We start from the raw sequence: 24113 nt of genomic DNA, 5'->3' as shown, positions 1-24113 counted from the left end.
ATTCTATTCCAATTATCAGGAGTTTTCAGGATCATTTTCCATGATTAAGTATTCGATTGACAATTCCAAATCCATGATATAAAATATCAGATTTTGAGTTTCGAGATAGGCTCTGATCTTTTTTTCAAATCTTATTGAATATTATTGAGTATCTTTCGACTGCTTTTTCATAAGTAAAATTATTTTCTACTAACTTTTCGGATTTAGTCGCAATGTTTCCAAGATTTGGAAACTCCAAAGCACGAATAATATTTTCTGCGATACACTCTGGAGAATTATTTTCCATTAAAAAACCGGTTTCTTCGTCTTTAATTATGTCAGGTATTGCCCCTACTTTTGTTGCAAGTACAGGTGTGCCACAAGCCATTGCTTCTAACATGACATTAGGCAAACCTTCTGTGTACGAAGGTATGACTAATAACTTTAATAAATTTAGATATTTAGGGAGGTCTTCATTCGAACTCCATCCGACAAGTTTTACATTGTTTTCAAGACTATTATTGGAAAGATAATTTTTAACATTATTTTTCAAATCTCCATCACCTATTATCAAAATATTCAGAAATGGCTTTTGCTTTAAAAGAAGAGGAATTGACTTTACAAAATTTAGAATGCCTTTTTCTTCAGACAAACGACCCACATACCCGATTAAATCATTTCTTTGAGTAAACTCAGTATTTAATTTAAAATTGGAAAAATTCAAAAAGTGTCGAGGAGCTATCAAAATTTTATGAGAATACTTTTTTAAGTTCCATTCCTCAATAAGACGTGGGGAATATAAAATTATTTTATCGGCAAGATTTAAGTTTATAGTACATAATTTCGCAACCATTTTCGAAAGAGTATCTTTTTCGTATTTTATCGAATAGCCCGAAAGTATAATAACTGATTTTTTATTAAATATCTTTGTGGGTATTAATGACAAAGTCAGCGTTTCCCCTCCCAAAAAAAATATGCATACATCTATTTTGCCAATTATTTTGAGAAGTGCATGAGCTATTTTCAACTGAGTAAATATATAATTTTTAATCCTATTAATTTTGCCAGTACCCTGGGAATGAAATATACCATACAAATGAATATATTTATTGTTCGTAAAATAATTATAACCATCATTTCCAGTAATAAGATGTATTTCTTTAAAAGAAGAAGTTAAAATATCAATAAGATTAGATAATGGAGTAAGCCCTGCTTTCATGGGTGGAAAAGTGATTACGCAAATACTTTTTCTTTTGATAACCATATATGCTCCTTCGTATATTAGCATTGTCTAAAAATATGTTTAAAAATATATTTCCTGGTCTTCCGAGGGTCTCGAAATGGATTGTAACACATTCACTTTTTATGAATACAATCCTCATAAAGCGTCTCTATTTTTTTGCAAATCAGTGGCCAGGTTAAATTATTTGTAATATATTTATTCCCATTCTCAACAAATTTGCTTCCAATATCAGGATTCTCAAGTATCTGCCTAATTTTGTATTTCAAATCAATTATATCCCCGTATGTTACCAAGTATCCACAATTAGCTTTTTTTATAAATTCACCACAACCACAATCATCAGTTACGATAACTGGAGTTCCACATGTAATAGATTCGAATGGAACAAGACCAAATATTTCAAGAACCGAGGGATAAACCAGGACATCAGCATCCATATATGCCTCGAGTTTTTCAGCACTACTTATAAAACCAGTAAACTTGACTTTATCATTTAGGCTTAATTCTTCAACTATAGATTTTGCCTTGTTTAGATGTCCATCATCTGGACCTGCCAGTACCAAAATAACATTATCCATTTCAGTTAATAGCTCTGCAAATGATCTGATTAAAAAATCAATACCTTTTCTTTCGTGCAGCCTGCCTAAATACAATATCATATGCTTCTGGTTAATATGGTACTTGGCTCTAAAACTACCTTTTTTAGGTAAGTTAGAAAATGAACCAATATCTATACCATTTGGGATAACAACTACTTTTTCAAGAGGGACATTCATTTGTAAATATTGATTAACTTCAACATTAGATACAGCAATAACATTTGATACGCTTTTTAGCAATCGATTTCCGCAAGACACATCATAAATGTATTTTAAACTTTTTTTTTCGACAATTCGAGATACCGAGCCATGCGCCTGGAGAATGCAAGGAATATTATATTTTTTTGCATATTTATAAACAATAATATTTTGATAAGTTCTAAAGTTGTGCATGTGGATGATATCGAATTTAGCAATATTTTCATTTAAGTACTTGTTTATAGAAGGAGAAACTAATAAGCCTCCTATACTCAATTGACAATGAAAAGGAATAACTTCTACTCCCTCTAATGAATCAATAAAATCATTATTTAGTTGAAAATCAGTTGTCAGGACTGTAACTTCATGCCCTCTTTTTTGAAGATTTTTTGATAATTCATAGGGAACTACTGCTGAACCCCCATGGTTTGAAGAAAAAAATTGAATGACCTGTAGTATTTTCATAGTACCACATATGGAAGTATTTTACCTGCCGCGGAATTCATTTTTAGCTTTATTATGCTCTGCACAGTATGTCCTTTTGTTTTTTGGCCTTGAAACATTCACGATTTTATAAATAAGGGGCGTAATTGGAGAAGACAATACAATTTTTGAAAGGATTTCACTTTTAAACAGTAAAACTGAAAGATAGTCAAGTCTTACTTTATAAGGCTTGAAACTTTGTAACTTCTCTCTATGCACATCTCTATTATATTGAATTTTATTAATATCAGATATTCCCAGACCAAATTGTTCAGCTATACCCAGATGTTTTATTTTACTTTTATCTAGATTCATTAAGTATGCTGCTGAAGAATCAACTGCAACAGGGTTATTCGAGATTAAAATCTTATTTGTTTTTACAGGAGTTCCTTCCATAGGACCATGACCATCCAGTGCCCAGAAGCCGTCGACTATTTGAATCTTATTTTTAGTTAATTTGCTGATAAGAGCCAGTTTATAGTCAAGGTTTTTATGGTAAAGTAGCCTCATTGGATCAGGATAACATCCCCATAGATTTTTAATACTAAAAGTTCCATGAGTCATTGCATGAGTCTTCAGGACAGGTACTGAAACAAGACAATCTATTTCGTTAAGTAATAAGTCTGGAAGATCAACCCACACTTCTTTTCCACATACATTTTCGATAACTTTCTTTCTAGGCAACTTTGAAAGATTGACAACCTCTACATTGGAAAAATGACTAGCAACGTCAAAAATACCATGGTTCTTCAAAGAAGTATCCGCTGAGTAAGAATAGTTTCCTCCATCTGATTCTCCCACAAACACTTTTTTTACGCGTGGAGAAAACGTTTCTATTACTGCTTTAATCATTTGTGGAGTTGTGGTTATTCCAGGTTTGTGAATATAATCAGTTAAATTCGGTTTGATAAAAATTACAGAATTCCTATTGATAATTTCATCTACTTGTATGAATTCTAATCCTTTTTGAATTTCTTCTAAAAGATTTTGTTCATTAATTGTGTTAATATAGACTTTAGGGCTGTTAGCTGGCATATTCATCTTTCTCTTCTTTTTAACAATTGCTCAAGAGATTTTCAAACTGAACAGTAATTTTATCCCAACTTAAATTATGAACATAGGAGTATGCTTTTTCACCTTCATCTTCAACTTTATGTGATTTGTAAAGCCATGTTGCTTTTTCTAACGTATCAGCTGAGTCTTCAATATAGTTAATTCCATTATTCAATCCAAACTCCTTTTGTATACCAGGAAGGTTGGTGGCTATTACAGGTTTTCCTACAGCCATATACTCGTAGACCTTGATTGGCACTATGTTCATCATAATTTCATTTTTATAAGCTGGCAAAAGGCAAACATCGGCAGCAGCAATATGTTCTGGGACTTCTTCAAACGGGATTTTTCCTGTTAGTATTAATTTTCCATCCAGTTTTTTTTCAGTTTTCATTTTGAGTAAAGGTTTGAAGAGATCTCCTTCTCCGACTACCATTAATTTAAAGTGTTCGTTTTTAGTGGTAGAAATACTTTCTGCAACTTCTTTCATTCCCGAGAACTCGTATATCCACCCCATAAAGAACAATAAGATATCATCTTTTTTGACCCCATATTTTTCTCTGATCAATGAACCATCTACCTGAGGATTAAATTTTTCAAGATCAACGCCTGCAGGTACTACAGATATTTTATTGCTATTTCCACCCATCTCCATAGCATAGTCTCTTAAACCCTGGTTAATAACAAATACCTTATCTGCGCCCTTGATTGTCCATTTCTCAAACTGTTCTGCGGTTTTTCGTTTGAGTTCACCTGGAAGCAATGTATGTAAATGGTCTATAAGATAATATACAAAGGGAATATTGTGCTTTTTAGCCTGCTGCATACCAATATATGCATTAAGAATGCCAAATGCAATTATTACATCTGGATTAAACTCTTTAATCTGTTTTTTAATTTCTTTTTTATGGAAGTAAAAGATAGATGCTACATCAAGGATAGGAACTTTAATCATTCCTGGCCTGATAAGAGTAATATCAGCTTCCTTAAATATTTTGTAAGCTCCATTAATCTCTTTCCGACCGGTGATTATTTCTTTATCTTTGTCTTCTTTCCAGAGGTAGTCGTAATCAATTACTCTTATCTTATGGCCTTTCAACGCCATTCTATCCATTAAATGGTGCTGTTGATGAGGCCCTCTTTTTATCCAATCGGTTTCCTGAAGCACTAAGATATTCATTCAGCATCACACATCAGAACTCTGCACTCTTCTCAATATTTTCCCAATTTTCTTCAAACCAGGCATGTACATTTTTCAGGCCGTCCTCAAATTTCATCTGAGGTTTATAACCAAGTACCCTATTCGCTTTATCAACGCAGGAAAGAAGTTTTGTCTTTACATCCCAGTCCCTGCGTTCTTTAAAAGTAACTGCAGCTTCGTTATTCGTTAATCCATTGACAATTGTTGCCATTTCAATGACCTGATGATCTATCCCTGAACCAAGGTTAAAAGCCTCACCAATGGCTTCTTCTTCTATACCCATGGCAACCAGACCATTGACAATGTCTCCTACATAAGTCCAGTCTCTTGTTTCTGTGCCGTTACCAGTAATTGGGAGTGACAGTCCTTTCATCGCCCAGTAGAAAAAGTTGGGGATTACATTTCTATACTTTCCTGGAACTTCCCCTGGCCCATAGGAGTTGAAGAAGCGAGCGTTTGCAATGGGCATATTGTAAAGATTATGGAAGTAATTGGTGTACAGTTCACCAAGAAGTTTCGTTACCTGATAAGGTGTGTGAAGACTGATTGAAATATCATGTTCTTCGAATGGCATTTTGGAATCAAGCCCATAAACTCCGCATCCGGATGAGGAATAAACAAACCGCTTTACACTAACAAGTTGAGCGTACTGAAGAACTTTGAGAATCCCTATACCATTGATCATGAGGTCTTTCTCAGGGTTGTCAACAGAATTCTGGTTTGCAAAATGGGCAGCTAGATGGAATACATAATCAGGTTTTTCTTTGAAGACCCGCTTGAGCATTTCATCATTCAAAATGCTCCCTTTAACAAAAAAGATGTTATCTGCTTCTGGTATGTTCCACTCATAAGAAGAGGAGAGATCATCTAATATGATAACCTTATGTGCGTTCATATCGGAGAGTTTTCGGCAGAGGTTTCCTCCAATAGCACCAGCTCCTCCAGTAACAAGTATAGTTTTTCCTTCATAATCACTTGTATAGTCTCTCACTTTATTCACCTATTCTATAATATTTTTTCATCCATTCTACTGTTCTGCTTATCCCTTTTTCTGGAGAAACTTTTGGATTATGTTTAAGGTCTTTTATGGCTTTAGAACAATCAATTGTTTTTACTTTTGTTGTAAACTCTTCTGCCCCTTCATAAGTAACAAGGGAATCATCTATACCTACGGCTTTCAACACAAGATCTGAATATTCTTTAATATCTTTCTCCCATTCAGGCCTTCCAGCTACATTGTAGACCTCTCCAGGAATGAAATTATCAACAATATTTGCCCAGGTATTACAGGAATCTTCAACGAAGTCGATTATTCGTTTATGTCCGCCATGCACCGTGTACGGTTTATTATGGAGGGCCAGATAGATAAATTTAGGAATAAAACCTCGATAAGGTGTATAATGTTCATAGGGACCATAACAATTTACGGGACGAACCCTGACAGTCTCTGTTCCAAACATCTTCGCAGAGTTCATACACATAAGTTCCCCATCCCATTTAGTGATGGCATAGTCATTCATTTGATAAGTATCTTTAATGGGGTTATTTTCCATCACATCTTCGGTCATAACCCCATTATAATCTCCATACACTTCTGCACTAGAATAAAAAATCATGCGGAATTTGAGTTTCTCCTGGAGCCGAAGCATATTCTTAGTGCCTATCACATTGGTCTGCCAGAGATTTTCATAGTAATCCTCTCCATTCCATCGGCCATATTCGGCTGCTAAATGATAGACGTAGTCGAATTTTGATTGTTCAAAAATTCTTTCAACTTGTCTATAGTTTCTGACATCAGCTCTAATGTAATTTTCACGCCTGGTGTTATAGAGATCAGCCGCGATTACTTCGTGACCTCTACTTTTCAATTCATTAACAAGATTTGTACCGATGAAACCTGCTCCACCAGTAACAAGTATTCTTTGGGTTTCCATATTTTTTCTCCGGGTCTTTAATAATAATTTATTAATATTTAACTGACGGTATTATTTCGAAACTTCTCCGCAGATATCTAAAGCAATTTTTTCCGTAGCTTCATCTTTATATTGATTACTCCAATTTTTCTCCTTGATTGCATTCTTGCATATGTCTACGATTAATTTTGCCGCAGTCCCATTGCCATAGGGATTATTCCAATGTTTTTCCCTAACTGCATTCTTAGCATGGCTGAGTATTACAAGCGGATTCACACCTGCAAGAACATTGGACCCGACTTCCAGAGTTTCCGGACGCTCAGTATTATCCCTTAAAGTAATGCAAGGTACTCCCAGTATGCAGGTTTCTTCCTGTAAGCCTCCGGAATCTGTTAATACAAATTTGGCATTAGCTTCCAGTTGAAGGAACTCAAGAAATCCCTGTGGAGGGATAATATTAATTCCTTCTAGAGAAAAGCCGAACTGTTTTACCATTTTTTCAGTTCTTGGATGAATCGGAAAAATGATTGGAAGTGAAAAATAATCCTTAATCAATTTTAGTCCTGTAATAATTCCTTCCATCCTTTCTTTGATATCTACATTCTCAGCTCGATGAAAGGTAACAAGGATATATTTTTTAGGAAATAAGCCCAGTTTTTTCAGTATATCTACTTTATTTTTTGCAATTTTGATATTTTGATATACTGCATCGACAACGGTATTTCCCGTGACAAAGATCCTTTCAGGATCAATTCCCTCTTTTACTAATTGTTGATATGAAGTTTCAGTTGGAGCAAAAAGATAATCGGAAATATGGTCTGAGACAATGCGATTTATCTCTTCTGGCATATTTCGGTCAAAGCTCCTGAGACCAGCCTCAACATGCCCAACTTTAATATTTAATTTAGCTGCCACAAGACTTGCAGAAAGAACGGTATTAGTATCTCCCTGTACAAGAACAATGTCAGGTTGTACCATGGAGAGAACATTTTCAATACCCAGCATGATTTTACCAGTCTGTGAAGCGTGGGTTCCAGAACCTGTATCTAAGTTGTAGTCAGGTTGAGGGAGATTTAGCATATCAAAAAAAATACGATCCATTTCATAGGAATAATGCTGACCAGTGTGAAGTATGAAATATTTCAGGTTTAGTTTTTCGCATTCTGTTATGACAGGAGACATTTTGATAATTTCCGGTCGTGTACCTAGAATAATACCGATCATTGCTATTAACACCTTTTTTAATAATCTTAGTTTTTATTACTTTAGCAACCAATTCAACATAAATTCTCAAGTATTATTCACCATATTTAGCATGAAAATGCTGCCATCTGCAAGCACTTTCATTGGTTGTGCATGTTATTCGAAGAATATCATGTCGTTTGTATTCCCATATTGTGGATCGAACTAACACATTATTAGACTGAAATTATTAGACTGAAATTATTAGACTGAAATTATTAGACTGAAATTATTAGACTGAAATTATTAGACTGAAATCCAGCACAGTATCGGCATCTCAAGAGAATTACATAACAAATATAACGCTCCAATTTATATACTGCCTGAAAAATGAAGTTTATAAACTGCCAGCCACTTACATAAAGAATTTACGCTGTCTTCACGTCCTTCAAAATTGTAGATATGGAATGCAGTAAGATACCTGTCAAAGCCATGAAACTTCCTACGATAATAAACAGAATCATGAGCATTGTAGGCCCAAAATACAAACTTTTTCCCATCGTGAAATCCTGTACAAAATAAGCGCCCATAATAAAACCACTTATTCCAAGAATCAATCCCGGGACTGTAAGGTAGTAAAGAGGTTTGTTGAATTCAATATCTTTTAAAATCATAAAAAGAACTCCAAAGCCGTGTTTTATCGGGTTTACAGTTGAACAGTCTACGTCGTATCGGACGCCAATTTCAACTTCGGCTATACGAAGGCCAGATTTGCCTGCATCTGCAAGCATTTCGCTTTCAATAGCCATACCCTGAGCTTTGAAGCGGAAAACATTTTTCGTTGAGGCTGAAAAGGCGCGAAAGCCGCTCTGGGAATCGGTAATCTGAAGCCCTGAATTTAGCTTGGTGGCCCCGTCAAGAATAGTCTGGCCAACACGACGGTAGGAAGGCGTATTCTTATCCAGGCCGTTTAGGTATCTGCTGCCGTTGACCATGTCGGCTTCACCTTTAATAATAGGATCAACAAGCTTCGGGATCTCGGCAGGATTGTGCTGACCATCTGAGTCCATTGTAACTATAATATCTGCGCCCAGGTCGTCTGCGGCTGCAAAACCGGTCTTGAGGGCTGCGCCTTTCCCTTTGTTTGCCTCATGAACAATTACCTCGGCTCCTGCTTTTTTTGCAATCTCGGCTGTCCGGTCCGAACTGCCATCATCGACCACGATTACGCTGTCGGCATAGTATCTGGCAAGCAGGACTACACTTCCTATGGAAATTTCTTCATTATAGGCAGGAAGGATCACTGTGACATTCTGCGGGGCTGTGCTCTTTACACACTCACTTTGTTTTTGGACTATGCGCTGGGCACTCTTATCCACTATTTTTTCTTTGCTCAATTTGGATGACCCCTGGATATTATGCAATTTAAAGTGAATTTGCCTATGAGCCTGAAAGGCCATTTAATTCCGATAATATTATAAGTGTCTAATATATACTGCGATATTAACTTTTTGGAGACTAATATGAAAAACTATCATATAAATTTACTGCAATTCATTTAATGAATGAAAATAATTGGAGAATAATCTTATTAGTCATCCTTTTTTGTACAAATGAATATAAAATTAAGTTATTTAGGTAAAGTCATGTATACATAGCTCCATAAATATAAATTTTCCGTGAATGATATCTTGCAAAGCATAAATCAAGACTCCAAAAAAGCTATCCTGTAAACTGTAGGGCACGTTTTTCTATATTTTGCAGATAAAATTCGCATTGGAGAGTGTGTTTCCAAAATATGTCGGATACAGGGTCGCTTGCGGCAATATATGGATATAAGGGGAAAAGTTGGAGTAAAAACACGAGAATTAGTCAGACAGCTTCAGTCGGAATTACGGCTTTTTACGGCATATTTAATCAAGTCTGATATTAAAGGTTATAAGATTCCTTTAATAGCGATGAAAGTCTCGGCCAGAGTAAGCAGGATCATCAAAAGGGTAGATACGGGATTAAAGCTTCTGCTGGAATGTTAGCCAAACTGGTTAGTTCCTGTCATTTCTAACAAGTTTAGCCACTTTTACTGAGAAATCTTTCAACAGATATGTCTCTTTAAAGCGAGGATTCTAACTGAATCGACATATATATAAAGTTAAATAATAATTAAGTTACTGAGATATTTAAATTTGCTACAAAGATTTGCAAGAAAAGATTAAAAATTATATGCCTCTTCGATTTAATAAATTGTATAAGATAACTATGAGCATAAAGTTCAGGGCACCACCATCTATAGTCGCGTCTGTAATTATGCAACAAAAAACTTCATTGTACCTCATTAGGTAGTTGCATTATTTAGCCTCGTAACTATAAGTAGCAAAAATAATGGTATAAAAAAGGAAACTCGAACAAGGGTCTTTTTAAGGAATTAAGCAAAAATGGATCTGCGTGATATTTACTATTATTTTATTGCATTTGCTATAATGGCTAGGTGTAGTAATTGCTTATCTGCTTAATCTCGATATAGACCAGAAACCAAATGGGAGAATTTGTGTCGGGTTTGGAACTTCAAATGATCTCTTTAAGTCAAAGAAAGAATAATATTTTAGTTATTTTGCAGTTAAAATGAAGAGTGAAATTATTCTAGACATGAAACTAAAGATTTGATAAATTATCCCTTATAATTTTTTGACAAAATAGAGGGAAAGAGTTTGTCCAAAGTTGCATTATATTGTATTTGATGGAGAATTATAATTATTCTAAGATTGAAGAGTTTGTGAATATAGGGGTTAGGAGAATATGTTACAATCAGTGACTTGTGAAATTGATAAAAATAGGTTGTAGAAGTTGAAGGAGAGATAAGGTATGATTCTTCAAAGCCTGATGGAACTCCAAGAAAGTTGATAAATGTTTCAAGGTTAAGTGGATTTGGATTGAAAGCTAAAATTCCATTGAGAGATAGAATTAAAGATACTTATAAGGGGTATCTTCAGTTGAAATCATGATTCGAGCTTGATAAAAATCCACACCTACGAAAAAATTTTGAGAATATGAGGGGCGACAAAATTCAATGAATCTTATAAAAACAAAGATAAGAGACCTCATAATAATGGAACCTAGAGTTTTTACAGATGACCGAGGGTATTTTTTTGAGAGCTACAGCAAAAAGCCTCTAGATAATTTAACAGGAAAAGAATACAACTTCATCCAGGACAACGAATCTAAATCTTCATATGGTGTAATCCGGGGCCTTCACTACCAGCTAGCTCCTTATAGCCAAGCAAAACTTGTAAGAGTTCTGGAAGGAAGAGTATATGATGTTGCCGTAGATCTGAGAAAGAACTCACCAACTTTTGGAGAATGGGTGGGTGTAGAGCTCTCCGGTGATAACAAAAGGCAATTTTTAATTCCAAAAGGCTTTGCTCACGGTTTTTCGGTCCTGAGTGAAACTGCTGTTTTTGCTTACAAATGTGATGAATATTATCACCCAGAAGCCGAAGCTGGTATCATTTACAACGACCCCTCCTTAAATATTGACTGGAAAATACCTGAAAAAGATGAAAAATTTTCAGAGAAGGATAAGCTTCTGCCAGAATTGAAAAACGCCAAAATGAATTTTTGATTAAGTAAAATGTTTACCCAAAAAATATATATAAATCTACAAAAAAGGTGATTGAATTGAAATTGCTTGTAACAGGCGGCTGCGGATTTATAGGCAGCAACTTTATCCATTATATTTTGGAAAAATATCCATATTCTCAAATTGTAAATCTTGATAAACTAACCTATGCTGGGAACCCCGCAAACCTCAAAGATCTTGAGGACAATCCAAACTACTCTTTTGTCAAAGGTGACATCTGTGATCCTGTTATTGTCAATGAAGTTATGAAAAAGGTAGATCAGGTTGTTCACTTTGCAGCAGAAAGTCATGTAGATCGTTCAATTGAGGATGGATCGGTCTTTGTAAGGACAAACGTACTTGGAACAAACACCCTTCTTCAGAGTGCCCTTGCAAATAAAATCAAAAAATTCATTCATGTTTCAACTGATGAAGTTTATGGAAGCACTATGGAAGGTTCTTTTTCCGAAAAAGACAATCTAAATCCCTCAAGTCCCTATTCCTCAAGTAAAGCAGGCTCAGATCTCCTTGCAATGTCCTATCATACTACATATGGCTTGCCGGTATGTATAACCCGCTGCACAAACAACTTCGGTCCCTACCAGTATCCTGAAAAACTAATTCCTTTTTTCATCAGTAGACTAATGGAAGGAGAAAAAGTCCCTATCTACGGGACAGGCCTGAATATTCGGGATTGGATTTATGTAGAAGATCACTGTTCTGCAATAGACTTTGTCCTCCACAACGGAAGTAGTGGAGAAATCTACAATATAGATGGCGGGAACGAACTTACAAACCTCGAAATTACTCACCGTATTCTTAAAATGCTTGGCAAAGATGAATCTTCAATCGAATACGTTGAAGACCGAAAGGGTCACGATTTCCGTTACTCCCTTGATGGCAGTAAACTGGAAAAGATGGGTTGGAAACCTCAGTACGAATTTGATACTGCCCTGGAACATACAGTCAGATGGTATGTGGAAAGCAGATGGTGGTGGGAGCCATTAAAACACTGATAATCGGTGCCGACGGAATGTTAGGATTCGATCTTTGCAAAGTGTTTCGGGATGCTGTGAAACTGACACATAAAGATATTGATATCACAAACAGAGAACAGGTTATTGAATCGATTTTAAAAATAAAACCTGCTGTTGTAATAAATGCAGCAGCGTATACCAATGTAGACGGCTGCGAAGACAACCAGGAATTTGCTTTTCAGGTCAATGGACACGGACCGGGGTATATTGCAGAAGCCTGCATCAAAGTAGACGCAAAGCTTGTCCATTTCAGTACTGATTACGTTTTTGATGGATATAAGGAAGAATATATCGAATCTGACATCACAAACCCGATTAATATATACGGTCACTCGAAACTTCTCGGTGAAAGGAAGATCATCGAGAATATGGATGACTACAGAATTATAAGAATTTCCTGGCTTTTTGGAATTCATGGGAAAAACTTTGTTGAAACCATGCTGAAATTATCCAAAGAAATGGGTAATGTAAAGGTTGTCAATGACCAATTCGGAAAACCAACATATACGATTGACTTGGCTAATAAAACAAAAGAAATTATGGAACTCGAACCCGGAATCTACCATATTACAAATGATGGAGTTTGTTCCTGGTATGAATTTGCTTCTTCGATTATTGACAACGTAGTCCCCTGTACTAGCGAAGAATTCCCAAGAAAAGCAAACAGGCCGAAATATTCAGCCCTTGTGAATACTAAAACCAGACCCATGAGACACTGGAGAGAAGCACTTACGGATTATTTGAAGGAGAGAAATATATGAAAGGCGTTATACTTGCAGGCGGAACAGGCAGCAGACTGTATCCTCTAACCAAAGTGACCAACAAACACCTTTTGCCAGTATATGATAAACCAATGATTTACTATCCAATCAAGACTCTAATAAACGCCGGAATAAAAGATATAATGATAGTGTCTGGCAGAGGGCATGCAGGGCATTTTTTAGAACTTTTAGGTTCCGGAGCAGATCATGGAGTACATTTTACATATGAAATTCAGGAAAAGGCTGGAGGAATTGCCCAGGCACTTAGTTTAGCTGAAGATTTTGTCGAGGGGGACAGTGTAACTGTTATTCTTGGGGATAATATCTTCCAGGACGACATCAAAGAGAATGTTACAAATTTTAATAATGGTGCTAAGATTTTTCTGAAAGAAGTGTCTGATGCTCATAGGTTTGGAGTAGCAGAACTAAAAGGTAAGAAAGTAATAGGGATCGAGGAAAAACCAAAAGAGCCGAAGTCTAATTTTGCGGTTACGGGACTTTATATTTATGATTCTGATGTTTTTGATGCAATTAAAACACTTAAACCCTCTGGAAGAGGAGAACTTGAGATTACAGATGTAAATAATTATTACATAAATAAAGGTGAAATGGGGTACGGAGTACTTGAAGGATTCTGGAGCGACGCTGGGACTTTTGAGAGTCTATTAAGAGCTAGCATACTAGTGTCACGTCAGCAGTGAAATGTCGTATAAATTCGGTTATAACCATTTAGTATAACTTAATCCTTAAAGATTGATGCGACACTAGTGTCATGGCAACGTAGTTATGATACATCAATACACAGAAAATACTTCATCTGTAGTCCCGCTCTTAATTATAATGATCCATAACTAAATTGCTTAGACACTAGTACAACAGCACACAAACATAATAAATTCACAGAACGAGATCGATGAGAGTGCAAATATGTAAACTTGATTGATAAATTTTAATTAATAGGGTGAGTATGAGATGACCAATATTACTAAAACGTGTTTGTCAGATCCTTTTGAGCCACAAAAACATGAAGTTATCAATGTTACTAAAACTTATTTGCCTGATCGTACCAAGCTAGACATGTATATAGACAAAATTTACAGTACTGCATGGGTAACCAATAATGGACAATTAGTAAAGGAGTTAACTGCGAGACTTGAAGAATATTTAGGTGTGAAAAATCTGTTACTTGTAACGAATGGAACTCTTGCCTTACAAATTGCATATAAGGTTCTTGGAGTAACTGAACAAGCAATAACTACTCCCTTTAGTTTTGTTGCCACTACTAGTTCTCTCGTTTGGGAAGGCATTGAACCTATTTTCGTAGATATAGATCCTGAAACGTTCTGTATTGATCCCTCAAAAATTGAAGAAGCTATTACACCAAAAACTACAGCAATAGTACCAGTACATGTATTTGGTAATGCCTGTGATGTGGAAAAAATTGAAAAGATCGCACAAAAGTATGGTTTGAAAACGATCTATGACGGAGCACATGCTTTTGGAGTACAATATAATAGTAAAAGTTTACTGTCTTATGGCGATGCTACAATACTTAGCTTCCATGCTACCAAGCTTTTTCATACCATCGAAGGCGGAGCGATCATCTTCAGAAACAAAGAAGCTCTTGAAAGAGCTAAACTGATGATTAACTTTGGCATTAATGGTCCAGATTCAGTCATAGAATTAGGTATAAACGCCAAAATGAATGAATTTCAAGCTGCCATGGGCCTTTGTATTTTGGATGAAATAGATACAATATTGGAACAAAGAGCTAAAATTTGGAGCTACTACGAAAATGCTCTCAAGGATTATGTGCAAATACAAAAGCGCGATTTCCAATGTACCAATAATTATAGCTATTTTCCTGTGCTGTTAGAAAACGAGAAAAGGCTTATGGAAGTCAAAGCCACCATGAATGCTACTGGTATTAACCCAAGACGGTACTTCTATCCATCGTTGGATACACTAGGATATTTGCAACCGTATGACCCCCAAACAGTATCAAGGGACATTGCGAGTAGAGTTATGTGTTTGCCAATTTATCCAGAATTGCCACTAAAAAAAATAAAAGAGATAATTAAAATCCTAAATGAGCTATCCAAAAACTAATATTATATTAAAATGAGGTTGTTTCATGAAAATAGGAATAATGCAACCATATTTTTTCCCGTATTTAGGATACTTTAGTTTAATAAAACATACTGATAAATGGGTTTTTTTTGATACAGTCCAACACATAAAAAAGGGATGGATTAACCGCAATAGGATTCTTAAACCTAAAGAAGGATGGCAATATATAGTGATTCCCGTTGATAGGGGCACAAAAAGTGCTCTAATAAAAGACGTACTTATCGATGAGTCAAAACCGTGGGCTGAGACGATATTAGCTCAATTAGAGCATTATAAGAAGACTGCGCCATATTATAGTGACATTATTGATTTTTTAGAAAATTGCTTTAGCTATAAAACAAACAAATTATCAAGACTAAACATCCGTTTAGTAGAAAATACATGTAACTACCTAGAAATAGATATGAATTATACAATTTTTTCAGAAATGGATTTGGAACTCGGAGATATCTCAGGCCCGGGAGATTGGGCACTTAGAATTTCTCAAGCTTTGGGTGCCGATACATATATTAATCCACCAGGCGGTGTAGAAATATTTGATAAAAACAAATATAGAGAAAATGGAATTGATTTACAATTTTTAAAGGTTAATTTATCCAGATATACACAAAAAAGATCTAACTTTGAAGAAGCGCTATCAATTATAGATGTTATGATGTTTAATAGCATCGAAGAAATAAATAAAATGTTAGACAACTATGAAATTTTCAGATGAAATAAATTGATAGACACTGCAAACTGAATTAAACTCGGGAAAAATATCACTTCGGCACATTAATTTTTAAACTCATCCCAAAAGTAACCTTATTCTCAAATCAGTAAAGTTTCAAATTCATGTTTCATAATGAGTGAACGGTAAAACTCAAAGTTACCTCTCTGAGTCCAGAATTTATAATGGTAATTCGGTCTTCTAATTGTGAAATAATTCTGAAGCTTTATTTAGCAAATAAAACTTGGTTTTAGGACAAGTTTTATATAAACTGCTTAGGAGTTAAGAAATGTCAAATGAATTGTCTTTAAGTTATATTGAACTTGATAAAAGCGAATCAAGTTCAAAAAAAATAAAAAATTATTTTGAAAAAATGTGTAACTGCTTTATCCCACCATTGAATGAAATGGTCGACATAAATAAGTATGCGAATAAACTTACTTATAATGCCGACTGTTTTTTTATTCAAAATTATGGAGAGGATGTCGGTTTTTTAGCAATTTATACGAATGATTATTCTAAAAGAGTGGCTTTTATTAGCTCTATTTCCGTTATTCCTGAGTATCAAGGTACTGGCATTTCTCAGAAATTAATTAATTTTTCAATTGAACATTCAAGAAAAAAAGCAATGAAATACATAAAACTTGAGGTAAATAAAAACAACATAAAAGCAATGAAACTTTATAGAAAAAATGGGTTTAATATAGAGTCAAATTGCAACAATAGTCTCTTAATGGTCAAAAATATGTAATGTTCGTTAAAAAGAATCAACCGTAAATTATACAGAATTGTTCTTCAAATGGTATCGTTAATAAATGTTCAAATTTCAAAAAATATATCTTCTAAAAATGCGAATAACATGAAGTCTGCTGATACTCCCCGCCATAAAATGGTTACAGGGATAATCTGGACTTTCCTTGAGCAAATCTTTAGAGTTGAGATTCAAGCATCACTAAATTATACAGAGTTATTTATTGAGCTCATTCAAAAACCAATTTTATCCCCTCACCCATAAAATATTATAAATATTTCCATGATCAGAGAATCGATTGATTACTTTGAATCTGGATTATGGAAAGTGATGTTAAATTTTGAGATCAGCTCATCATCAGGAAGTTTTTGTCTTAAGTTTAAATGATAAGATAAATAAACAACTTTAAAGAATTACTTGAGATAAGCTGAATAATTCTAAAGTTATTGAATGAAGCAATATTGGTAAGATCACAAAAATCAAATCGCATGCGATCACCCAACCGTAAATAGACTGTCCGACAATTCAATTTTAGGGTAAAAAGACGAAAAAAGCATTTAAGACCTTTAAATTGGGAAAGAGAATTTCGGTTATTACTGAAAGGAATTGTCAAACATCCTGTAGAGGATGCGGATCTGCTTCGCTCCCCCAACCAGTTTCTGGGAAATAGTTTTGTATATTTAGATAAAATGTTCATAAGATAAAGTTGCATTGCCAACTTCTGTAACCGTGACGCTAAGAAGCCTAATTCCACAGAGAAGCAATGGTATAGAGGTTTAAACTAAACTAAAAAGAGACGAGGGTTTACTTCATCCCAACATAAAGTGCGGGACATCTGTGACCCTCTGCACTCTCAATGTAATTAGTAACGATAGGAGCAGATTAAGTGGAAACAGCAAAAAAAATTGCAAAAAATAGTGGAGTTTTATTTTTTTCCCAAGTCTTTAGTTATATTTTAGGATTGTTTTATGTAATGTACACTGCTCGATATTTGGGTGCAGAAGGATTTGGTATTATTTCATTTGCTCTTTCTTTTAGTGGAATACTCGGTATTTTTACAGATTTGGGATTGGATACATTAACAGTAAGAGAAGTAGCTCGCGATAAATCGCTTGCAAGCAAATATCTGGGAAATACGTTCACAATGAAAATTATTTTATCTATATTGACTGTTAGTCTAACAGCATTAATTTTTAACCTAATAAGTTATCCTGCGCAGACTATCAAAGTGGTTTATATTGTAACTTTTTCTGTTATAGTAAGTAGTTTTTCGAAAACGTTTTACTCAATATTTCGAGCAAATGAAAAAATGGAATATGAAGCTTTTGGGCAAATTCTAAATAGTTTATTGATGCTATTAGGAGTTTTAATTTCAATAAAGATGCATTTAGATATTGTTTATTTTGCTATTATATATTTAGTCGTTAGTGTGATTGTTCTTATCTACAGTTTAATTATCTGTTTTGTGAAGTTCATCATCTTGAAACCTGCAGTTAACGGGTTATTCTGGAAAAATACAATAAAAGAAGCTCTTCCCTTTGGACTAACAGGAGTTTTTGTAACAATCTATTACTGGATTGATTCTGTAATGCTTTCGTTGATGCAAGGTAATGAAGTAGTTGGGTTATACAATGTAGCGTACAAATTGATCATGGCCTTATTATTTATTCCTTCGGTGATTAACGTTACTATTTTCCCTTCAATGGCAATATATTATGTAACTTCAAGAAAATATTATGCTCTTTTGTATGAAAAATATTTTAAATATATGTTTATAATTGGATTTCCAATTGGTATAGGTACGACTTTATTAGCTAATAGAATTATATCGTTACTTTTTGGTGAAGGATATCAAAATTCAATAATTGCCCTTCAAATACTTGTTTGGTCTTCAGTAGCTATCTACATAGGTGGGGCCTTTGCACGTTTGTTAGAAACTTCAAACAAGCAAATGATTATAACTAAATGCGCAGGAATTTGTATGATAGAAAATATTATTTTAAATCTGCTTTTTATACCTAACTATAGCTACATTGGAGCAAGTTGCGCAACTGTTTTAACAGAACTTACATCTTTGACTTTTGGAATTATCATATGTTCAAAAATGGGATATACTATATCTAAAAATAATCAAAAAAACATATTAAAAGTAATATTTTCAAGTATATTAATGAGTTTTTTTATTGTTTACTTTATGGATTTACATTTGCTGGTTTTAATTTTATTAGCTACAGTATTCTACTTCACAGTTTTATGGATTATTGGAGGGTTTAAAAATGACGATATTGATATATTTAAAACAATTGTGGCAGGAGATGTGCACTAAGTGAAGAATAAGGAAAAAGGGTTTACATCTATAAGATATTCAGGACTTACTCGATTTGTAGATAATCTTAGACCCTTTATACGAATAATACCTTTTGTAAGAATATTTTTGAAAAATGTGAAAAAGATTAGGAATCCCTTCAAAATATTTAAGATCAAAAAATATCAAGATAAATTATTAAGTAAGAATTATTCTACTAACACTAAAAAATTAATTATATTTTTAACTCCAGGGTATGATATTATAAATGGTGGAATTCATTCAATTTCATCTATTTACGAAGAAACGATAAAACTTAAACATATACATGGAGCAGAAGTTATTATGTGTACAATACCAGGTGATCCCCTGCTTCTAAAATATACCAAATTTGACAATCAAAATTATATATACAGATTCTCTCAAATTTTACCTTACTTTAAAAATTTACAAAACTTAATCATACACATACCAGAATATAGCTGTAATGATTTTATAAAACATTGTTCAAAAGAAGAGTATTCAAAAATAAATAAATTATTCGATGTGCATATTAATATTATGCTTCAAAATATAGATTTGTCACCAAATAAAAGTTCTATTGAAAAATTAGGACGTTTTGGAAAATTAACATGTACAACTGCCCATGAAAAATATTCTACTCATGAAATGAGAAACGAACTAGGACTCCCTTTGCATAAGCTATCTACTTTTGTAAGTCCCGAACAATATCGTAAAAAAAATTATTTTGAAAAAGAAAATTTGATGATAGTTTCACCTGATTACCATCCTACAAAACCGAAAATTTTAGATTTAATTGCTAAAGAATTCCCTCAACTTAAAATTCAGATTATTAAAAACCTTACTTACGAAGAATATAAAAAAACAATTTCTCACGCTAAATGGAGTTTAACTTTTGGGGAAGGATTAGATGGTTATTTTGTGGAATCAATTTTTAGTGGAGGTATCAGTTTTAGTGTGTTCAACCCTAATTATTTTACACAAGACTTTCAAGAACTCAGGACGGTTTATTCTGATTATACTGTTCTTATGGAAAAAATCTGCAATGATATAAAAAATCTTGATAATGAAGTAATGTATTTGGATTATCATAAGAAGCAGTATGATTTAGTGTGTAAATACTATCATTACGATGAATACATTAACAATTTAGTGTTGTTTTATGAAGGGCAATACACTTATACATAGATCTTCTCCAAATTGTAGGGGTAAAAGCAAATTTCACATATTTGCTGACAATTATAAATTTGGTCACGTATGAAAATATATGCTCAGAAGGTGCATTCAACTTCATAACTTCAACTTCATAACTATATGACAAAATTATTTCGTATTCTTATTGAAAAATGTTAAACTTACTTTTATCAATAAATTTTGAACGGAGTCGAAAGCGTCGTAAAAGTCCATTTGATTCTACAAATGGGATAAATTAATGTTCAATAAGGTTGGTGTTTACCTAAATTTCATGCAAAATATTATACCCATATTTAAAGTTAACGTTTCGATTATCCAATTATCGAATTGTTTGACTTTTGTGACGTTCTTAAGTCAATAAAGAGGGAATTAAATGAAATATCCGAGAGTTTCAATTATTATCTTAAACTGGAATGGTTGGAGAGATACCATTGAGTGTTTAGAATCAGTATATAAGATAAACTATCCAAGTTATGATGTTATAGTTGTTGATAATAATTCCAAAGATGACTCTATTGAAAAAATAAAAGAGTATGCAAAAGGAAATGTCAAAATAAAATCAAAATTCTTTAACTTTGATACTATGAACAAGCCTATTAAAATTATTGAGTTTTCAAAAACAGACAAGGCATTCGAAAAGAAACAGGACGAAAATGTTGAAAATTATATTAACAAATTAGAACTTGTACTCTTAAGAAACGATGATAACTATGGATTTGCTGAAGGAAATAATATTGGAATAAAGTATTCTTTAGAAAATCTACATCCTGACTATATGTTATTCCTAAATAATGATACAGTTGTGGAGGAACAATTTTTAAAAGAAATGATAACTTGGACAGAAACTGATGAAAAAATTGCAGCTGCAGGACCTACAATATACTACTATGACGAACCTGAAAAAATCAGCTCAGCAGGTTCAAATATGGAATATAAAATTATAAATATTCCAAAGAAAAAAAGAAATAAAAAAATAAAATTGAAACATGAATATAGTCAAGCAGAAGCTGTCAGTTGTGTAGATGGAACTGCTTTATTAGTTAAAAAAGAAGTAATCGAAAAAGTAGGGGCTTTCGATCCAGATTATTTTATGTACTGTGAAGAGGAAGACTGGTGCTTTAGGATGAAAAAAGAAGGCTTTAAGGTACTCTTTGTTCCAAAAGCAAAAATATGGCACAAGATAGCAACAAGTAGTGGAGGAGGATTTAATTCATTCTTAGCTTACTACAAAACCAGAAACAAAATTTTATTCGTGAGAAAAAATTTGTCCAAGTATCACATGGTTACTTTTATTCCTTCCATCACAGGTTTTATATTGTTCCATTCAATGGAAGCAATTTATGAAAAAAAATATGAAGTCATAAATGCAATGATTAAAGGCGTAATATGGAATTTAAAAAATAGATAAAGTGGGCATAAACCAAATAAAAAACATAGTCAACTATTTAGTACTCATAGCAAAATAACTTAGGCACGTTTTTATACTGTACTCAAGTATTTTCGTAAACAAGCTCAATTATTTATTTCAAACATAATTGTATGTTGCATAGGTTATTTCGTTGCGGGCACCTAGCATGAAAATGCTGCCATCTGCAAGCATTTTCATTGTTTGTGCATGCTATTCAAAGAATATCATGTTTGTCTGTTGGGTAAATCAGGAGGATTAATACTCCTTTTTTCCCAAGAAACGTACGTGAAAGTTTCCCTTCTTACGGCTCGAGTGTTTTCTATTAACTTTGCTTTCAAAGATGACTGATTTTACGTTATCCTGCGGCTTTATCTGTGTATGCCTAACAAAAGAATAATCCTACCAACAACGATTCCATTACGATGGCAGATATTTCTCCATATTCAGAAAAGAAAATAACGATGCTTGTTTAGTGTCCATTTCTTCCACAATAATTTTGCTTTTTTTGGATTCTTTTTCCTGAACTACTGCAATCTTAATTTCAGACAGTTTTTCAATCAGTTGTTTCATAGAAAACCCATATATCTTTGCTTCCCAGGCCAAATATCTGTAGAAAAGCAGGCCAATCATAGCCAAAAATACATGAACCCTTATATTTTCATCCTTGTGGTGATAAACTGGTCCTACAGGGACAAGTAAATGATCGTTCAACAGCTTAAAATCGTCTTCAACAAGGTTTTTACTGTTATATGTTTTCACTATCTTTTTAGTATGCCACTCCTGCTTATCCGTAAACAGAATATTCTTACCAAACGTTTTTTCACACCTTTTTTCGTTTTCCTCATCAACCCAGAACTTCAACTGAGGTTTTTTCTTACCTTCAGGAGCTTCAATTATTTCGTATTTTATGACAGTCCTGAATTTTTTCAGAATAATTTCTGAAACTTCATTTTCGACACTGCTTCTGTTTCTCTCTTTTCCTTTACTGCTTTCTAATCTTCTCTGCAGGTCTTGGAGTTGATCAATTATTTTTGATTTGTTTGTTTCATAAGTGCTTTTTTGGAGTTTGTAAGTCCCTTCATTATAGGTAATTACGGTTGTGAATTCTGTTCCGTAGAACTGATGTTTTGTCCGGCACCCAAAAATCTCGTTACCTTTTGTATTCTTATACAGGTATTCATACCTTGAAAGTGGAACATCAAGGGAGATCCTCAGCTTGATTTGCTTTTGCGGCTCCTACAAAACTCATTTTTGAGATTACCTTTTCAATGTTATCCTTAGAGTTGTTACCCTTATCGAAAACAAGAACAAGATCTTCAGAACAGATATTTAATTCAGTTAGTCGATTTATGATTTTGTCTATAATACCCGAAAATTCTTCCGAATCAGGAACATTTCCAGGATAAGTTTCGTGAATAAAGGGTATATTGTTTTCATTTACAGCCAGTGATACACAAATTTGATTTTTGTCTTTACGATGCTTTTTGTTATATCCTTTATGAAGCAGTTCACTTTTTTCATCATAATTGGTGGCAAAGGTAAACCAGTTTGATTCATCAACAAACATTATTGATGGAGTTAACCCCTTCTCAACAAGAATCCGACAAAGGTCGTCTTCAATCTTTTTCATTGTATCTGAATCAATGTAACTCATTTGGTTCAGGAAATTCTGGCAATTTAGTTTGTGAGGAAACTTCCACATGAAAGATATTGGGGATTTTTTGAACCAGTCTTCAATCCCGTTTTCACTTAAAATGCCGTGACTTTTTCCGATTACATCGAGTAAAAGGTATTCTCCAACACTCAATCCATCTATTAATTTTTTGTCAGTATGCTTGTTTACTATGTCAATGAATCCAAGTTCTTCATTTACATGAAGGAGTGCGGCAAGCTTGCCGTACTCAAAAGACTTAAGTTTATCATAAGGCATCGATTCACATTGTTTTTTCATTTCAAGTATTTTTTCTGCACTACCCAGATAAATCTGAAAAACAGTCTTTACCTTTCCGTTAACCCTGGCAGCTTCTACAATGTACCAGTAAGGTTTGCCTTTGATAAGTTTCTTTCTCAAAAATACCATACTCTTTAATTAGGATCAACATTTATAAATACTTTTCCAATTAAATCGTTAGTACTAGACCTTTTAAAGTGAATTTAGTAGTTAGGATCAACAAATAAAAGAGAAATGAAAAGGCATCTGATAGTGGTTTTGAGGAGAAATCCAAGCAAAAATCGCACTTCTTTGAAAGTAAAGATTAACGGCGGTTAAGAATGTCTCATTTTCGGCGGTTTGAAATTCCCCAATTCCCAATCCTTGAGAACTTGAGAAATAG

General features: G+C 33.8%; 18 protein-coding genes and 1 pseudogene. 10 read left to right on the top strand and 9 right to left on the bottom strand.

The annotated features are described in order from the left end of the window. Positions 1 to 124: 124 nt before the first annotated feature. The 8 genes from MSKOL_RS04325 to MSKOL_RS04290 form a co-directional block, all read right to left on the bottom strand. The gene (locus MSKOL_RS04325; RefSeq protein ID WP_048153934.1) at positions 125 to 1243 is read right to left on the bottom strand and encodes a glycosyltransferase family 4 protein; all 1119 of its coding nucleotides are present in this window, start codon (positions 1241 to 1243) and stop codon (positions 125 to 127) included. 92 nt (positions 1244 to 1335) lie between these two features. After that, positions 1336 to 2484, bottom strand: a complete 1149-nt coding sequence (locus MSKOL_RS04320; RefSeq protein WP_048118551.1) for a glycosyltransferase family 4 protein — start codon at positions 2482 to 2484, stop codon at positions 1336 to 1338. A 21-nt stretch (positions 2485 to 2505) separates the two neighbouring features. Beyond that, positions 2506 to 3537, bottom strand: a complete 1032-nt coding sequence (locus tag MSKOL_RS04315; RefSeq protein ID WP_197078829.1) for a DUF362 domain-containing protein — start codon at positions 3535 to 3537, stop codon at positions 2506 to 2508. A gap of 19 nt (positions 3538 to 3556) precedes the next feature. Next, complete coding sequence (locus MSKOL_RS04310; RefSeq protein WP_197078828.1) at positions 3557 to 4723, bottom strand: glycosyltransferase; 1167 nt, start codon at positions 4721 to 4723, stop codon at positions 3557 to 3559. Positions 4724 to 4748: 25 nt separating this feature from the next. Further along, positions 4749 to 5756, bottom strand: a complete 1008-nt coding sequence (locus MSKOL_RS04305; protein WP_197078827.1) for an NAD-dependent epimerase/dehydratase family protein — start codon at positions 5754 to 5756, stop codon at positions 4749 to 4751. After that, positions 5749 to 6690, bottom strand: a complete 942-nt coding sequence (locus MSKOL_RS04300) for an NAD(P)-dependent oxidoreductase (RefSeq protein WP_048153927.1) — start codon at positions 6688 to 6690, stop codon at positions 5749 to 5751. The genes MSKOL_RS04305 and MSKOL_RS04300 overlap by 8 nt, the downstream gene beginning before the upstream one ends. Before the next feature lie 51 nt (positions 6691 to 6741). Further along, positions 6742 to 7893 carry a non-hydrolyzing UDP-N-acetylglucosamine 2-epimerase gene (wecB, locus tag MSKOL_RS04295; RefSeq protein ID WP_082091028.1) on the bottom strand — a complete coding sequence of 384 codons (1152 nt, stop codon included), beginning with the start codon at positions 7891 to 7893 and terminating at the stop codon, positions 6742 to 6744. Positions 7894 to 8279: 386 nt separating this feature from the next. Beyond that, positions 8280 to 9248, bottom strand: a complete 969-nt coding sequence (locus MSKOL_RS04290) for a glycosyltransferase family 2 protein (protein ID WP_048153925.1) — start codon at positions 9246 to 9248, stop codon at positions 8280 to 8282. 1667 nt (positions 9249 to 10915) lie between these two features. Here MSKOL_RS04290 and rfbC point away from each other — a divergent pair. From rfbC to MSKOL_RS04230, 10 genes are all read left to right on the top strand, one after another. Further along, positions 10916 to 11467 (top strand): dTDP-4-dehydrorhamnose 3,5-epimerase, encoded by a 552-nt coding sequence (rfbC, locus tag MSKOL_RS04280; RefSeq protein WP_048153921.1) that lies wholly within the window; start codon positions 10916 to 10918, stop codon positions 11465 to 11467. A 56-nt stretch (positions 11468 to 11523) separates the two neighbouring features. Beyond that, positions 11524 to 12480, top strand: coding sequence for a dTDP-glucose 4,6-dehydratase (rfbB, locus tag MSKOL_RS04275; RefSeq protein WP_048153918.1), 957 nt, complete (start codon positions 11524 to 11526; stop codon positions 12478 to 12480). Continuing rightward, on the top strand, positions 12453 to 13262 hold the full coding sequence (rfbD, locus tag MSKOL_RS04270) for a dTDP-4-dehydrorhamnose reductase (RefSeq protein ID WP_048153915.1): 810 nt from the start codon (positions 12453 to 12455) through the stop codon (positions 13260 to 13262). Before rfbB ends, rfbD begins: the two co-directional genes overlap by 28 nt. After that, the gene (locus tag MSKOL_RS04265; RefSeq protein WP_048153914.1) at positions 13259 to 13963 is read left to right on the top strand and encodes a sugar phosphate nucleotidyltransferase; all 705 of its coding nucleotides are present in this window, start codon (positions 13259 to 13261) and stop codon (positions 13961 to 13963) included. Before rfbD ends, MSKOL_RS04265 begins: the two co-directional genes overlap by 4 nt. Positions 13964 to 14234: 271 nt before the next feature. Next, entirely contained in the window at positions 14235 to 15371 is a 1137-nt protein-coding gene (locus tag MSKOL_RS04260; RefSeq protein ID WP_048153911.1) for a DegT/DnrJ/EryC1/StrS aminotransferase family protein, read from the top strand. A 25-nt stretch (positions 15372 to 15396) separates the two neighbouring features. Then, entirely contained in the window at positions 15397 to 16107 is a 711-nt protein-coding gene (locus MSKOL_RS04255) for a WbqC family protein (protein ID WP_048153908.1), read from the top strand. Between the two features lie 283 nt (positions 16108 to 16390). After that, positions 16391 to 16852, top strand: coding sequence for an N-acetyltransferase (locus MSKOL_RS18645; protein WP_052725335.1), 462 nt, complete (start codon positions 16391 to 16393; stop codon positions 16850 to 16852). 886 nt (positions 16853 to 17738) lie between these two features. Beyond that, positions 17739 to 19178 (top strand): flippase, encoded by a 1440-nt coding sequence (locus MSKOL_RS04240; RefSeq protein WP_048153902.1) that lies wholly within the window; start codon positions 17739 to 17741, stop codon positions 19176 to 19178. Next, on the top strand, positions 19179 to 20366 hold the full coding sequence (locus MSKOL_RS04235; RefSeq protein ID WP_048153900.1) for a hypothetical protein: 1188 nt from the start codon (positions 19179 to 19181) through the stop codon (positions 20364 to 20366). It begins immediately after the preceding gene. A gap of 379 nt (positions 20367 to 20745) precedes the next feature. Then, a complete protein-coding gene (locus MSKOL_RS04230; RefSeq protein ID WP_048153898.1) occupies positions 20746 to 21780 on the top strand; it encodes a glycosyltransferase family 2 protein in 1035 nt (344 codons plus the stop codon). Positions 21781 to 22197: 417 nt separating this feature from the next. On the opposite strand, the pseudogene MSKOL_RS19085 reads toward MSKOL_RS04230, so the two are convergent. Continuing rightward, positions 22198 to 23860: pseudogene (locus MSKOL_RS19085) on the bottom strand (IS1634 family transposase). Positions 23861 to 24113 lie beyond the last annotated feature (253 nt).

The sequence above is a fragment of the Methanosarcina sp. Kolksee genome, assembly GCF_000969945.1.
In the GTDB taxonomy this organism is placed as follows: domain Archaea; phylum Halobacteriota; class Methanosarcinia; order Methanosarcinales; family Methanosarcinaceae; genus Methanosarcina; species Methanosarcina vacuolata.
This window is presented reverse-complemented; position numbering and strand designations above follow the sequence as displayed.

Bases quoted from the DNA above. Each gene is read 5' to 3' on its own strand.
- MSKOL_RS04325 (WP_048153934.1), bottom strand. From the start codon at position 1,243: ATGGTTATCAAAAGAAAAAGTATTTGCGTAATCACTTTTCCACCCATG.
- MSKOL_RS04320 (WP_048118551.1), bottom strand. From the start codon at position 2,484: ATGAAAATACTACAGGTCATTCAATTTTTTTCTTCAAACCATGGGGGT.
- MSKOL_RS04315 (WP_197078829.1), bottom strand. From the start codon at position 3,537: ATGCCAGCTAACAGCCCTAAAGTCTATATTAACACAATTAATGAACAA.
- MSKOL_RS04300 (WP_048153927.1), bottom strand. From the start codon at position 6,690: ATGGAAACCCAAAGAATACTTGTTACTGGTGGAGCAGGTTTCATCGGT.
- wecB (WP_082091028.1), bottom strand. From the start codon at position 7,893: ATGATCGGTATTATTCTAGGTACACGACCGGAAATTATCAAAATGTCT.
- rfbC (WP_048153921.1), top strand. From the start codon at position 10,916: ATGAATCTTATAAAAACAAAGATAAGAGACCTCATAATAATGGAACCT.
- rfbD (WP_048153915.1), top strand. From the start codon at position 12,453: ATGGTGGTGGGAGCCATTAAAACACTGATAATCGGTGCCGACGGAATG.
- MSKOL_RS04265 (WP_048153914.1), top strand. From the start codon at position 13,259: ATGAAAGGCGTTATACTTGCAGGCGGAACAGGCAGCAGACTGTATCCT.
- MSKOL_RS04260 (WP_048153911.1), top strand. From the start codon at position 14,235: ATGACCAATATTACTAAAACGTGTTTGTCAGATCCTTTTGAGCCACAA.
- MSKOL_RS04255 (WP_048153908.1), top strand. From the start codon at position 15,397: ATGAAAATAGGAATAATGCAACCATATTTTTTCCCGTATTTAGGATAC.
- MSKOL_RS18645 (WP_052725335.1), top strand. From the start codon at position 16,391: ATGTCAAATGAATTGTCTTTAAGTTATATTGAACTTGATAAAAGCGAA.
- MSKOL_RS04230 (WP_048153898.1), top strand. From the start codon at position 20,746: ATGAAATATCCGAGAGTTTCAATTATTATCTTAAACTGGAATGGTTGG.